The organism is Candidatus Thiodictyon syntrophicum, assembly GCF_002813775.1.
Taxonomy (GTDB): domain Bacteria; phylum Pseudomonadota; class Gammaproteobacteria; order Chromatiales; family Chromatiaceae; genus Thiodictyon; species Thiodictyon syntrophicum.
The window spans coordinates 4,367,121-4,380,773 of record NZ_CP020370.1 but is presented as its reverse complement, the minus strand read 5'-3'; the positions used below and the strand labels follow the sequence as shown (position 1 = coordinate 4,380,773).

The window sequence follows — 13,653 nt, the reverse complement described above, 5'->3', positions numbered from 1 at the left end:
GAAGAATGAAAGCGCCAACCACCGTAATCCTGCTGGTCTTCGGTTTTCTGCTGGGCATCCTGTTCACCGGCGTCAGCGTCAATCTGGCCGCGCCCCGCCTGCTGATCAAGGAGGCGCACAGCCCCTACGACTTCGAGAAGACCGTGCGCGTGATCCGCGAACGCATCGCGGCCAGCCCCAACTGGCATCTCGTGGAGGTCTACGACCAGAACGCCGAGGTCACAGCGCATGGCGGCGCACCCATCGGGCGCATGGCCATCATCAAATACTGTAGCGGACGCTACGCTTCGGACATGCTCAAGGCCGATGACCGCAAACAGCTCGCCGCCATGATGCCGAAAGGGATCGCCGTCTACGAGAACAGCCGGGGCGAGGTCCTGATCGCAATGAGCAACGGCCTGGTGATGGGGAAATTGTTCGGCGGCGAGGTCGGGCGCATCGTCGAGGAGGTCTCGCGCGAGGTGGAACAGATCATGGGCTTCATGAACTTCAAGTTCTCGACCTTCTGATCCTCAGCGTCCGAGACCCACGCGGCGCGTGGGAACGAGAACGCTGAGCCTTCCTGGGAGCGCCGCACCCCAATGGGGCGCGGCCTGTCCGCGACGCGCAAGGCGGCGGTCGTCCGCGGCGTTTCGCCGCACTGGGATGCGGCGCTCCCAGTGGGCGCGCGCTGGCGGGTGCGGCGCCCTACCGATCCGCGTCACCACCCTCATTCGCCAAGGCCCGCGAGGTGATGGCGCCGTAAAGGCTGACCATCTTGGTGCAGATTTCGGCCAACTGCGGGTTGCGGTCGCACAGGGGCTTGGCCCGCTCGGCGTCCTCCATGACCTGGGACAGGAAGCCGATGTCATAGTCGCTGAGCCGCTCGCCGCGCTCGACCCTGGCGTGGAGGTCGAGGACCCGGGGTAGGCGCTGGGTGGTCAGGCGCTCGAGCAGGACGGTGATGATGCCCTCGTCGCTGGTGTTTCCGGTCATGGTGTCGTTACCTCGCGTGTGGGTGGGTGGGGCGTCGCTGCGGCCTGCGCACGCAGGATGCGCCGCAATTCCGCGACCGCCAAGGGGTGGGCGAAGCCGCTGTGCCCGGTGGGGACTATGACCTCGGACTCGGCAAACTCCAGGTGCGCGCTGCGGTAGGGGACCACGCCGTCGGAACTGGTCGCCAGGGGGCCGCGCCCGCGGTCGCCGATGATCGAGTGGGACGGGACCTTGGGCCGGGTCTGATCGAGCAGGCGCAGAAACCGGGACTGCGGCGACAGGCCATGGATGCTGGTCGGCAGGCGTCCGGCGATGGTGTCCGGCACCAGATGGGCGTAGTGGGCAAACTCGCTGAGCAACCACTCGGGGAAGCGAATCAGCCGGATGCCCCAGGCGCCCAGGCTGGTGACGGCGAGCGCGCTGCCCCGATGGGGCGTGAACATGAAGACCGCGCGGCTCACGTCGGTGCGCGGGGCGAAGACCAGGGCGCGTCGGACCGGGTTGTCGGCGGGGAAGGAGGCGAGTTGCGGGCTGATGGTCTTCGCCTGGGCCAGGTCGATCCGCGACACCTGGGCGCGGGCGAGGATGCCGCCCATGCTGTGGCCGATCAGGACCAGCGGCCGGTGGGGGCCGTGCGTGCGCGTGGTGTCGTCCAGTGCCTCGCGCAGTTGCAGTGCGGACAGGGGCACCGGCTGGCTGGTGGGGTAGTAGAAGAACCAGAACTGGAAACGGGCACGGATGCGCGGGTCCGCCAGCAGGGGCTTGACCAGGGGCGCCCACATCCGCGGGGTCGACATCAGGCCGTGGATCAGGACCACCGGGGTCTTGTCCGGGTCGAAGGGCTGCAGGAAGACGATCCGGGGCCGCCCGCGAAAGCGGTCGGAGCGCAGCAGGTTGGTCAGACCCTCACCGCGCCGCAGGCCGATCGCCCGGGTGGCGTCCAGCGGGGCCTCCAGGTCCATCGCGACCGGCACCGCGCCGTGCTTGCCGGGCACGCGGCTCACGCGCTCGGGGTCGACGAGTGCCGCGCCGCAGGACCCGGGCGCCGTGCCGGTCGGCAGGGCCAGCAGGGTGACCGGGACCTGATAGCCGGCAGACGGGGCATTGGCGCCCCCGGGGAAGACCCGGCCGATGCTCGGGAGCCCCAGTCCGGCGCGGTGCAGACCGGGCTGCGTCACGCGGGGACGCCCGACGGGCGCGATGTCGGCGAAGCCGGCGGGTGCGTAGACGCCGGGCTGGTCTTGGCGGAGCAACCCCCCGAGGGGGTCGGGCCGGGCGGCGTCCTGCAGCAGTTCCGGCAGGTGGTCCGCCGCCAGCGCGCGATAGTCGGCCCCCGCCTGGGCGCGCTGCCGCGCGCTGCTCTGGGGCGAGGCGAGCACCCGCACTGACTCATCCAGACGGGCGCACAGCGTCGGGCCGCTCGTCGGCGGCACGGATTGGCAGGCGGCGAGGAGGAGGCACAGGAGGAGTCCTGCGAGTCTCAGTGCCGCGGGGGCGGATTTGATGGGACCTTTCACGGTGTCACTCGCATGCATCAGGAAACAGCAGCGCCGGCCCGGACGACGCGGGGCACTCCCATGCGCAAGGCCCTGGCGTTCCAACTCAAGCGCCGACGCTCTAATGGGCCTTGGTCATCACTCCGGTCACCTCGAGGGGTGGCATCGGTCGCGGCCTGGGGGCCGCTCCTACGCCGTAGGAGCGGCCCCCAGGCCACGACGGGTTGCCGCAAGGGCGCGTGGCCGGAGTCATGATCAAGGCTGTCTAATGATACGCCGCGCTTAGCAAAACGGCCCTGATGATTGCCCCGGCCACTGGGAGCGCCGCACCCCAGTGCGGCGCGATCTCGCAAGCGGCCTTGGTGTCGCGTGCTGCGGACGGGTCGGGCCGCGACTGGTGCCGCGAAACGCGGCCGCCGCTTCCATTTGAGCATCACCTTTTGGGCACCACCTCGCGCTTGCGCGAGCGGCGGCGGATCGTGATCGGACGCTCGGCTTCGTGGTACCGGCAGTTCGCTTTTTTTCCTTTCTCTTGACACAATCTTCGCCGAGGCCGGTCGCTGAATCCGCGGCTGGGCCTCCCGGCTCCGCTTCGATCACTCCCCCAGACGGACCGCACCACGCGGCCGAGGTGTCAGTCATGAGTTTATTGCAGCAATTCGTTGAGGGTCTCCACGTCGCGAAGATCGAGGGTCTGGCCAAGACCTTTACCCGCCTGGGGCGGATCGGTTTTTGGCTCCAGGTGGTGCTGGGCTCTGTCCCCCTGGTCGTCATGTTCTATGTCTTTGTGTTTTCAGGCAGCATCTCAGGCCCGCGCAGCGGCCTGCCGATCGTCGGGCTGCTGAGCCTGGCAAATATGCTGGTGCTCCTGTTTACGATCGTCTGGTTCTATCGTTACCCCGGTCTGGGCCGGCGGATTGCCGATCCGCAAACGCGTCCGACCGAGTCGACGGTGCTCGCGACCGTGTGGACCGGCCTGGTCGCGAGCAGCCTGGGCATCCTGTTCTCCATGGTGGTGATGCTGCTGGAAGTGGGGCAGCTCCTCTTTTACTTCCTCGCCGCCCCCCAGGCGGGGATCGCGACCATCCAGACAGCGGGCGGCGGGGCCTCCAGTTGGGTCTCCGCGGTCGATCTGGTGAGCCTGTTGGCCCTGGTGCAGATGCTCGCCGCCGAGGTGATCGCCCTGGTGTTGGGTCTCTGGCTGATGTTCCGTACCACCCAAGCGGCCGGCCAATTCCCCAAGGCCGCTTAGCCTGACTCGGCGCCCTTGGCCTGCTGCCCCGACCCCGGTCGGCGGCGGCCGGGTCGGCGTTGACACAAGGACCGGCGGCCCCCGTGGCCGCCGGTTCACTGACTCACTGCATCCATGAGGGCCGTTTCAATGACGAATTTCTGGGACATTCTCTATCTGATGGCATCGACCTTCCTGTTCGTTGCCTATTTGATCATTCTCTTTCATATTGTTTTCGACCTGTTTCGCGACCCCGAGCTGGCCGGGGGCTACAAGGTCCTGTGGCTGATCGGCCTCGTGTTCCTGCCGTTCCTGACGGCACTCGGCTACGTCCTCGCCCGCGGCCGCGGCATGGCGCACCGGCAACAGGCGGCGCTGCAACGGGCCAGGTCGGATACCGAGGCCTACATTCGGGAGGTCGCGGCAAAGTCCCCCGCCGAGCAAATCGGCGATGCCAAGGCCTTGCTCGATGTCGGCACCATCAGCCAGGGCGAGTTCGACCGGCTCAAGCAAAAGGCGCTCGCCTAGCCGCCTGGCCGCCGAGTCGCGGCGCGCAGACTCGGCCGTACCCATCCTCAACCCAGTGCAGGAGCCATCGCCACCATGAATGTCTTAGCCACCTTCTCTGCGCCCGCCCGCGGCCTGATCATCGCCGGGGCCGTCGCGCTCGTCGTGACCTTGATGAAGACCGCGGCGCCGCTGCTGACGCCGCTCCTGCTCGCCATCTTCATCGCAATCGTCGCCACCCCGGCGCTCGCCTGGATGCGCCGCAAAGGCGTGCCGAAATGGGGCGCCCTGTTCGTGATCGCGTTTGTGCTGCTCGATGTCGGCAGCCTGCTCGCGCTGATGACGACCGGGTCGCTCGAGGGCTTCAAGGACAGCCTGCCGGGCTATCAGGAACGCTTCGCGGCACTGGCCGAGCACTTCGGCGGCATGATGGCGGGGACCGGGGTCGACAACCCGGCCGCGGCGGCGACTGACCTGATGGACCCGGCCAAGCTCAAGGCCCTGGTGCCGCGGATGTTGTCCAGCGCCGGCAGCGTCTTCGCGACCGGGCTCCTGGTGCTGCTCACCGTCATCTTCATCCTGCTCGAAGTGCCGACCATGATGCCCAAGCTGAAGGCGGCCTTTCATATCACGCCGGACGGCGAGGCGCGCCTGCAGCGGATGCTGGACAACATCAATCGCTACATGCAGATCAAGGCCCTGACCAGCCTCGCCACCGCCGTCTGTGTCTGGCTCCTGCTGTGGTTTTTCGGGATCGACTTCGCCATCCTGTGGGCGGTGCTGGCCTTCTTTCTGAACTTCCTGCCGGTGGTCGGCAATATCGTGATGATGATCCCGCCGGTCCTGCTGGCACTGGTGCAGGTCGACCTGAGCACGGCACTGATGGTCGCGGCCGGATACCTTGTGATCAACACCGCGATCGGCAATGTCATCGAGCCGCGGATCATGGGCAAGGGGCTCGGCATCTCGACGCTGGCGGTCTTCATCGCCCTGCTGGTCTGGGGCTGGCTGTTCGGCACCGTCGGCATGTTCCTGGCCGTGCCGCTGACCACGGCCCTGATCATCGCGCTCGATGCGAGCCCGCATACCCGCCCGCTCGCGATCCTCATGGGGCCGGCGATCAGCGAGGAGCCCGCGGAAGCCTTGGCAGCGGAGCCGGACACGGCCGGAACGGATAACTGAGGGGCCTCGCGCGTCGCGTTACGGTCATAAAGCCGACGCCTCGCCGACGGTTGCCGAGTAGCGGCCTGGCGTGCGGTGCCGGCAAAGACACCCCGCCCGTCCGCCCCCACGGGCGGCCTTTGTTTTCGGTCGATCATAAGCCTGTAACACAGAGGGGGGCTTGGGCAATGGACAAGACACCATCGAATGCACAGGTCTTTCTGGCTCGACTGGTGGTCGCGCTGTCGATCGCTTCGGTCATCGTCGGCCTCGCGTTGTGCGGCTTCTCGGACGAAGTTCGCACGCGCGTCTGGCAGAACCTGCTCGATCGTCCGGGTGGGCCGATGGTCTTTCGCTTCGTCCTCCAGCCCATCATGGCGACGATTGCCGCGCTGCGCGATGGCGTGAACGACGCCCGCACCGGGCGCTCTCCTTTTCTTTGGACCGTCCTCACCGATCCGGCGCAGCGCGGCGGTCGGCTGGATGAGGCACTGATCGCCACGGCACGTATCATTCTCCTGGGCTTCGCCATGGACACGATCTACCAATTCATCGAATTCGAGACCTTCCGTCCCGCTGAGGTGGTGATGATTGCGCTCTTGCTCGCCTTTGTGCCCTACCTGGTGGTGCGCGGCCTGGTCACGCGAATCGCGCGCCGGTGGGTCGGCGATGGGTCTTCAAGCGATATCCGGTGATTTGGCGAAGATACTTGGACCTATGACGAAGATGACGCGCATGGAGCGGCTTCGGGCGGCGGCCCGCCACCTGAAGCCTGATCGCAGCCATCTCGCGGCCGATTTGGTCGCCGCGCCGGGCAAGGCTTAGCAAGCCATGCGACCCCCAACGATTTTAGGGAAAACAACAGTGCCTGCCGTAGATGCCCCCAGCGTGACGCCCCCGCCGCTGCCCGCGCACGCCCCGCCGGGCTTCCATCTATTGGCCAAGCCCAGCGGCTCCACCTGCAACATCGATTGCACCTATTGCTTCTTCCTGTCCAAGGAATCGCTGTACCCGAACGACAAACACCGCATGTCCGAGGCCACGCTCGAGGCCTATCTGCGGCAGTTGCTCGAGTCGCACCGCACGCCGCAGGTCACCGTGGCGTGGCAGGGCGGCGAGCCCACGCTGATGAAGCTCGACTTTTTTCGCCGCGCGGTCAAGCTGGTCGAACACTACCGCCGGCCCGGCCAGGCGGTGCAGCACACCTTCCAGACCAACGGCCTGCTGCTCGACGACGACTGGTGCCTGTTCTTCAAGCAGCACCACTTCCTGGTGGGCTTAAGCGTCGACGGCCCGCGCGAGCTGCACGACACCTACCGCGTCGACCGCCGCCGCCAGGGCACCTTCGACCTGGTGATGCGCGGCTGGCGGTACTTGCGCAAGCACGAGGTCGACTTCAACATCCTGTGCACCGTGAACGCCGCCAATCAGCAGCACGGCCGCACGGTCTATCGCTTCTTCCGCGACGAACTGGGTGCGAAGTGGGTGCAGTTCATCCCGATCATCGAGCGCGCCACCGAGCAAACCATCCGCATCGCCAACCAGGGCTGGACCGAGCAGGCCGGCACGAAGCGCCTGCTCTATACGCAAACCGGCAATCTGGTGACTGATCGTACGGTGGGCGCTGAACACTACGGCCGATTCCTCATCGACATCTTCGAGGAGTGGGTGCGCAATGACGTGGGCCAAGTCTACGTGCAGCTCTTCGACGTCACGCTGGAGGCATTCTTCGGCCGCCATCTGTTGTGTATCCACGCGCCCACCTGCGGCTATGGCCCGGCACTGGAGCACAACGGCGATCTCTATTCCTGCGATCACTTCGTCGAGCCAAAGTACAAGCTCGGCAACATCCACCAGACGCACCTGCTTGAGCTGGTGGCCTCGCCCGAGCAACGCAAGTTCGGCCAGGACAAGCGCGATACGCTGACGGCACAGTGCCGGGACTGCAAGGTTCGCAACTGGTGCAATGGCGGCTGCCCCAAGGACCGGTTCGCGCTGTCCCGCGACGGGGAACCCGGCCAGAACTACCTGTGCCCAGGGCTTGAGCGCTTCTTCACCCACACCGGGCCGACCTTCAACGTCATGGTGCAACTGCTGCGGCAGAACCGCCCTCCCGCCGACGTGATGGCGTGGGTTGCCGAGCAGGATGCAAGGCAAGGCGCTTATCGGCCTTGCCCGTGCGGCAGCGGCAAGAAATTCCGCTTCTGCCACGGCGACAAAGCGCCAAACTCGCCCTTCAGCGGGGTCAGTCGCGACCTGACGACGCCGTGAGGGCGCGTTGTTTCCAGAACCGGGTTGCTTCGAAGCGATCCGGAGTTTGTGTCATCACTAACCGGAAGAGACCATGGCTGCTAAGAAACCGAACATCCTGATCCTCTGGGGCGACGACGTGGGCTGGTGGAACATCAGCTACAACAGCCGCGGCCAGATGGGCTACCGTACGCCCAACATCGACCGTGTGGCCAATGAAGGCGTGGCCTTCACCGACTACTACGCGCAGCAAAGTTGCACCGCGGGACGCGCCGCGTTCATGACCGGCCAGAACCCGATCCGCACCGGGCTGACCAAGGTGGGCATGCCCGGCGGCACCAACGGCCTGCAAGCCGAAGACCCGACCATTGCCGAGTTGCTCAAGCCGCTGGGCTACGCCACCGGCCAGTTCGGCAAGAACCACTTCGGCGACCGCGACGAACACCTGCCGACGATGCACGGCTTCGACGAGTTCTTCGGCAACCTGTACCACCTGAACGCCGAGGAAGAGCCCGAGGACCCGGACTACCCAAAGAACCCTGAGTTCAAGAAGAAGTTCGGGCCGCGCGGTGTGCTGCACTGCAAGGCCGACGGTAAGGGCGGGCAGACGGTCGTCGACACCGGCCCGCTGACCAGGAAACGCATGGAGACCATCGACGACGAGGTGACCGAGCGCGCGCTGCGTTTCATCGACGAGACGCACCAGGCGGGCACGCCCTTCTTCCTCTGGTACAACACCACGGCGATGCACTTCCGCACCCACTGCGCCGAAAAGCACAAGGGCAAGAGCGGCCAGGGCGACTACAACGACGTGATGGTGGCGCACGACGAGAACGTCGGCATGATGCTGGACAAGCTCGATGCGCTGGGCATTGCCGAGGACACCATCGTCATGTATTCCACCGACAACGGCGTACACTTCAACACCTGGCCGGATGCCGGCATCACGCCGTTCCGCTCCGAGAAGAACACCAACTGGGAGGGCGGCTGGCGGGTGCCGTGCTTCGTGCGCTGGCCCAGCCAGTTCAAGGCCGGCACGGTGCTCAACGGCATCGTCACCCACCAGGACTGGCTGGCGACCTTCCTCGCCGCCGCCGGTGAGCCGGACATCAAGGAGAAGCTGCTCAACGGCCACACCGTCGGCGAGAAGACCTACAAGGTCCACCTCGACGGTTTCAACATGCTGCCCTATCTCAAGGGCGAGGTGCAGGAGAGCCCGCGAAATTTCTTCTTCTACATCAGCGACGACGGCGACATCCTGGCGATTCGGATGCAGGATTGGAAGGTGGTGCTGATGGAGCAGCGCGCCAAGCAACTGGCGTGCTGGATCGAACCTTTCGTGAAGCTGCGCGCGCCGAAGCTGTTCAACCTGCGGCGCGACCCATTCGAGCGTGCCGACGAGAACTCGAACAGCTATTGGGACTGGTTCATTTCACATACCTACGTCGTCTACATGATGCAGGCCGTGGTCGCCAGCCAAATCGAGAACTTCGTGAAGTTCCCGCCGCGGCAGAAGCCGGCCTCGTTCAATCTTGACGCCGTGATGCGCGATCTGGAAGAGGCGGGCAGCGGCCGCAACCATTGACCTGCGCGCCCCATCGGCCGCCCCGATGGGGCCGCGTCCTGATGGCCGGTTGCGGCAACTCCCAGGCTGCCAAGGCGGCGCTGCGCTGTTGCACGGACGCTGCGGACGCAACCGGCGTCATGTCCGAACATCGAGCGACCGCCGGCGCTAGCAGGCTGTCGGACTTTCGGGGCCGGGCCCCAAATTCGGCCACCGATTGATCGTTTTCGGTTGTCCCAGGCGAAATCTGCGGCTCTCGCGTTGGGCCAGGGCTTCAAATTTCGCTTCCTTCAGCCTCCGCATGTCGAACCGCCCGGATCGCGACAGTCGCTGCCAGTCCTTGAGGAACGACTTCATATAGTCCGCCGCACGCGGCGGCACCGCACGCTTACTCGCGGCTGGCCTTGTCGAGGTCATCGAACAGAACGGCCGCGGTGGTGAAACGGGCGTGGTGCTGACGGGCGATCGTATCGGCCTCGGCCATCGCCGCGCGGGTCTCGGCGTTCGGCGCCTCCAGGGCGAAGGGAAGCCGCTGTTCGGCGGCGACGCGCGTCAGGAATACGCGAACGGCATCGGACATGGTCAGGCCCATCGCTGCCAGCGTCGCGTTCGCCTGGGCCTTGACCTGCTCGTCGATCCGCACGTGGATCATGGATGTGGTCGTCATGGGGTCCTCTGCTCAGCGAGATGAGATACATTGTAGCGCAGTGGGCGCCGGCGCGGGCACCTGCAGGGCGGCGAAGCCGCCTCGATCCGGCGGACCACCCCGGCGGCCTCAGTCCATCCGCACCTCGAGCCGCTCACCGCTCGCGCGCAAGCGGCCTGCCGGTGCCCCCTTGCCCGCGCTTGCGGGGCCCGGGTGCCTCATCGTCACAGAGTCGGTGTCGCGCAGGCGACCGGCGATCCAGTCGTCGGTCCACCGCGCCGCGGCGAGCTGCGGGGGACATCGAGGACCGAGGTCCTGGCGCCGCTCGCGCCCAGCGAGATCGACCGCAGGGTCTTCGATGTGGCGTGGCCGACAAGATCGTTTATGTGAAGTGGGAGACCGGGCGAGCGTTGTCGACGCACACACCTGCATCGCAACAACGACAGGATTGAGAAAAATTCCCCGATCATTCAGTATTCAAGGCGGTCAGCCGACCGACCTTTTTTCCCGCCCTGCGGCTGTTGAGCCGATAGCGTCCACCTCGATCAAATCACCGGAAGGTCTTGTCGATCCCGTCCGCCGTCCCCGAATCCCTTCCGTCGCGACCGCTTGAGCCTCAAGGAGCCAACGATGGCCACCGAATTGTTCGACGCCGCCGAATTCGACGACAGCAACCCTGAGCCCCGCTGCCCCTGCGTTCTGCTGCTCGATACCTCAGGCTCCATGGCCGGCGAGCGCATCGCGGCGCTGAACGCGGGCCTGGTTTCCTTCGCCGAGGAACTGACCCAGGACGAGTTGGCCCGGGTGCGAGTCGAGATCGCCATCGTGAGCTTCGGCGGTCGCGCCGAGCTGGCCGCGGATTTCGTTACCGCCGACCGCTTTTCCCCGCCGGTCCTGGGCACCGCCGGGGATACCCCCATGGGCAGCGCCATCGACTTGGCGCTGGACCTCATCGAGTCCCGCAAGCAGACCTATAAGGCCAACGGCGCGCCCTATTTCCGCCCCTGGATCTTCCTCGTCACCGACGGCGAGCCCACCGACGGCAATCGCTGGCAAGAGGCCGCGCGGCGGGTCCAGTCGGCCGAGTCCGGCCGCAAGGTCTCCTTTTTCGCGGTCGGCGTCGGCGCGGCGAACCTCGACATACTCGGGCAGATCAACCCGGCGCGCGCGCCGCTTCTGCTCCAGGGGCTCAAGTTCCGCGAGATGTTCCAATGGCTGTCGGCCAGCATGCAAAGCGTGTCGCGCGCCGAGCCGGGTGCCGACGTACCGCTCCAGACACCGATCGGCTGGGCCAGCACCGGCACCGGGGCATGACCTGGCGGGCCTACGGCGCGTCGGTGTGCGGCAGTAGCCACCGCCGCACCGCTCTGCCCTGCCAGGACGCCCATGGCTGGCGCAGCCTCCCGGGCGATGCCGGCATCCTGTGCGCGGTCGCCGACGGCCTGGGCTCCGCTGCCCGGGCCGAGACCGGTGCCCGGTGCGCGGTCGACGCCGCGCTGGATGCGCTGAAATGGGCGCTTGCCGCCGACCCGCCGCCGACCGGAGAGACCGCGGTCGCCGAGACGGTGCGTGCCGCCTTCGCCGCTGCCCGCGTCGCGCTCGAAGCCGCCGCCGGGGACGCCCCGTTGCGCGACCTCGCGACGACCTTGATCCTCGCCGCCGCCGCTCCCGGCTGGACCGCGGTCGGACAGATCGGCGACGGCGCGGCGGTCGGCAGTTGGCCGGACGGACGGTTGGAGACCTTAAGCCTCCCCCAGCGTTGCGAATATGCCAACGAAACGGTTCCGCTCACCGCAGCGGACGCGCTCGATCGGGTTCAAATCCGGGTCTGGCCGGCGCCGGTCCAGTCGTTGGTTCTGTTCAGCGACGGATTGCAGTCGCTTGCGCTGAACCTCGCGAGCGGCAGCCCATTCGCGCCCTTTTTCGCGCCTTTCCTGCAAGCCCTCGCCGACCCCTTCGACTCCGACGCGACCAGCGCGCGACTCGCCGCCTTCCTCGATTCCGAGCGGGTCTGCGCTCGTACCGGCGACGACAAGACCCTGCTCGCGGCGGGGCTCGCCGAGCGGGCCTGACCCATGCCGACGCTACGCGGTTCAGACGGCTCGGTCTATGAGACGAATCGGGAGCTTGCCCGGGGCGGCGAGGGTCATTGTCGAGAGCCGCGGCCGACCCGACCTGCTCGCCAAGCTCTACCTGCCAGGCCAGGCGAGCGCCGAACGCTTCGCCAAGCTCCGTGCCATGCTCGCCGACCCGCCGCGCGACGAGATGCGGCTCAGCGAATTCAAGCACCCATCCATCGCTTGGCCGCTTGCCGGCTTGAACGAGGGCAGGCGCTTCGCCGGTTTTGTCATGCCGCGCATCCACGGCGGGCACGCGCTGTTCAACGCCTATCTTCTTCCCCCTCGTGGGGCGCTCGATCTCGATTGGCGCGCCCGGCATCAGGTCGCCAAGAACCTGTGCATCGCCCTCAACGCCCTGCACGCCAAGGGCTATGTCATGGGCGACATCAACGAGCGCAACATCCTGGTCAACGCGCAAGGACTGGTGACCCTGGTCGATACCGACTCCTACCAGGTCCGTGCCGGCCCGGTCGTCCACCGCTGCACCGTCGGCATGCCGGAATACACCCCGCCAGAACTGCACGGCCAGCGTTTCGACCGGATTGACCGCAGCCCCGAGCACGACCGTTTCGGGCTCGCTGTCCTGGTCTTTAAGCTGCTGATGGACGGACGCCACCCCTTCGCCGGGGTACCGACCGACCTGCAACGCTCCTACGGCAAGGTCGATGAGTGGTGCATCAAGAGCGGCATCTTCCCCTGGTCGGCCAACGCGCATTTCCGCAAGCCCCGGCGGCGCGTGCGCTCGATAGCCTCGCCCCCAGATTGGCCGCCCTCTTCGTCCGGTGCTTCGTCTCCGGCCACAGTGCATCGGCGGCGCGGCCCATGCCGAGCGAATGGATAGACGCGCTCGACCGTGCTCGCGTGCGCCTGGAGCGCTGTGCGAGCGGGCGACATTGGCGTTACCCGGAGGGCGGGGAATGCCACCTCTGTCGGCGTGCAGCAAGCGCAAAGGCGAGGCCGGCGGTTGGGAAGGTCCGGCCGCACCAGCCGCCCGTCGAGCCCCGGTCGCAGCCGGTCCAGCCGCGGCCGACGGTCAAACCCGCGCCGCCGGTACCGGTAACGACTCCCCGCCCGACCCCTGTCCGAAATCAGTCGACGTCACAGGATAAAGTTCGCTCTTGGGTTTCATCTCTACTTGTGTACGGACTTCTTCCTGCCGCCCTGATGGGCGACGCTGCTTGGATGGCGACAGACCCCGACCTCTGGTTTCAGGTTAATTCTACTTTGTCACCTTGTCCAACGCTTTGATTATATTAATATTATCGACGGGGAAAATATCCCCTATTCAAAATAGAATCTGGCGCTCGACTCGCTGCATTAATTGCAAATATATGATTTATAACGCCTTATGCTGGATTGGTCGAAATATCCGTATCCTTGCACTCAGCGCCACCGAATTAAGGTGACAAAGTAGAATTAACAAAGTGATTTTTTTGATCTCCGCCCTATATTTGCTCGTCCTAAGGTTGCGCAAATGAAACGATTGCAGCCCCATCGCTCAAGATCTCGACCGTACCCATTGCTACATTGACATTGATATTGACAAAAGGCTACAACCAACCTCTGCATTTTTTGAGAACAACTTGAGGATGTCTGAAAAGACTAGCCGCCACTGACCATAATTCCGAAAAGCTCCTTGAATCTCTAAATCAGAATATTCGGCAAGGAATCCGTGAACGTGTTTGGATAGCACGCATATATGC

13 protein-coding genes are annotated in these 13,653 nt (G+C 65.8%); 10 read left to right on the top strand and 3 right to left on the bottom strand.

What is annotated here, in order from left to right; translation table 11 throughout:
• The first annotated feature begins 5 nt into the window (after window positions 1-5).
• Complete coding sequence (locus THSYN_RS18375) at window positions 6-509, top strand: DUF302 domain-containing protein (protein WP_157817771.1); 504 nt, start codon at window positions 6-8, stop codon at window positions 507-509.
• Between the two features lie 178 nt (window positions 510-687).
• Here THSYN_RS18375 and THSYN_RS18370 read toward each other — a convergent pair whose 3' ends face one another.
• Both THSYN_RS18370 and THSYN_RS18365 read right to left on the bottom strand, forming a co-directional pair.
• Window positions 688-975: a hypothetical protein gene (locus THSYN_RS18370; RefSeq protein ID WP_100920401.1), complete on the bottom strand. Its 288-nt coding sequence runs from the start codon at window positions 973-975 to the stop codon at window positions 688-690.
• Window positions 972-2,492, bottom strand: coding sequence for an esterase/lipase family protein (locus tag THSYN_RS18365; RefSeq protein ID WP_236848606.1), 1,521 nt, complete (start codon window positions 2,490-2,492; stop codon window positions 972-974). The genes THSYN_RS18370 and THSYN_RS18365 overlap by 4 nt, the downstream gene beginning before the upstream one ends.
• A 619-nt stretch (window positions 2,493-3,111) precedes the next feature.
• On the opposite strand from THSYN_RS18365, the gene THSYN_RS18360 reads away from it, so the two are divergent.
• The 6 genes from THSYN_RS18360 (at window position 3,112) to THSYN_RS18335 (ending at window position 9,205) form a co-directional block, all read left to right on the top strand.
• Window positions 3,112-3,723 carry a DUF3611 family protein gene (locus THSYN_RS18360; protein ID WP_100920399.1) on the top strand — a complete coding sequence of 204 codons (612 nt, stop codon included), beginning with the start codon at window positions 3,112-3,114 and terminating at the stop codon, window positions 3,721-3,723.
• Between the two features lie 129 nt (window positions 3,724-3,852).
• Window positions 3,853-4,230, top strand: coding sequence for a PLDc N-terminal domain-containing protein (locus tag THSYN_RS18355; RefSeq protein ID WP_100920398.1), 378 nt, complete (start codon window positions 3,853-3,855; stop codon window positions 4,228-4,230).
• Between the two features lie 75 nt (window positions 4,231-4,305).
• Entirely contained in the window at window positions 4,306-5,391 is a 1,086-nt protein-coding gene (locus THSYN_RS18350; RefSeq protein WP_100920397.1) for an AI-2E family transporter, read from the top strand.
• A gap of 167 nt (window positions 5,392-5,558) precedes the next feature.
• A complete protein-coding gene (locus THSYN_RS18345) occupies window positions 5,559-6,065 on the top strand; it encodes a hypothetical protein (protein WP_100920396.1) in 507 nt (168 codons plus the stop codon).
• Window positions 6,066-6,258: 193 nt separating this feature from the next.
• The gene (locus tag THSYN_RS18340; protein ID WP_216644574.1) at window positions 6,259-7,641 is read left to right on the top strand and encodes an anaerobic sulfatase maturase; all 1,383 of its coding nucleotides are present in this window, start codon (window positions 6,259-6,261) and stop codon (window positions 7,639-7,641) included.
• 73 nt (window positions 7,642-7,714) lie between these two features.
• Window positions 7,715-9,205, top strand: a complete 1,491-nt coding sequence (locus THSYN_RS18335) for an arylsulfatase (RefSeq protein WP_100920394.1) — start codon at window positions 7,715-7,717, stop codon at window positions 9,203-9,205.
• 367 nt (window positions 9,206-9,572) lie between these two features.
• Here the strand turns inward: THSYN_RS18335 and THSYN_RS18325 are convergent, their stop codons facing one another.
• The gene (locus THSYN_RS18325) at window positions 9,573-9,851 is read right to left on the bottom strand and encodes a type II toxin-antitoxin system RelB/DinJ family antitoxin (RefSeq protein ID WP_100920393.1); all 279 of its coding nucleotides are present in this window, start codon (window positions 9,849-9,851) and stop codon (window positions 9,573-9,575) included.
• Window positions 9,852-10,460: 609 nt separating this feature from the next.
• Between THSYN_RS18325 and THSYN_RS18320 the strand changes: the two genes are divergently transcribed.
• From THSYN_RS18320 to THSYN_RS18310, 3 genes are read left to right on the top strand one after another with little or no spacing between them, the layout of a single operon-like run.
• Window positions 10,461-11,144, top strand: coding sequence for a vWA domain-containing protein (locus tag THSYN_RS18320; RefSeq protein ID WP_100920392.1), 684 nt, complete (start codon window positions 10,461-10,463; stop codon window positions 11,142-11,144).
• Window positions 11,141-11,902 carry a PP2C family serine/threonine-protein phosphatase gene (locus THSYN_RS18315; protein ID WP_157817770.1) on the top strand — a complete coding sequence of 254 codons (762 nt, stop codon included), beginning with the start codon at window positions 11,141-11,143 and terminating at the stop codon, window positions 11,900-11,902. Before THSYN_RS18320 ends, THSYN_RS18315 begins: the two co-directional genes overlap by 4 nt.
• 55 nt (window positions 11,903-11,957) lie before the next feature.
• Window positions 11,958-12,791, top strand: a complete 834-nt coding sequence (locus THSYN_RS18310; protein ID WP_157817769.1) for a protein kinase domain-containing protein — start codon at window positions 11,958-11,960, stop codon at window positions 12,789-12,791.
• Window positions 12,792-13,653: the final 862 nt, after the last annotated feature.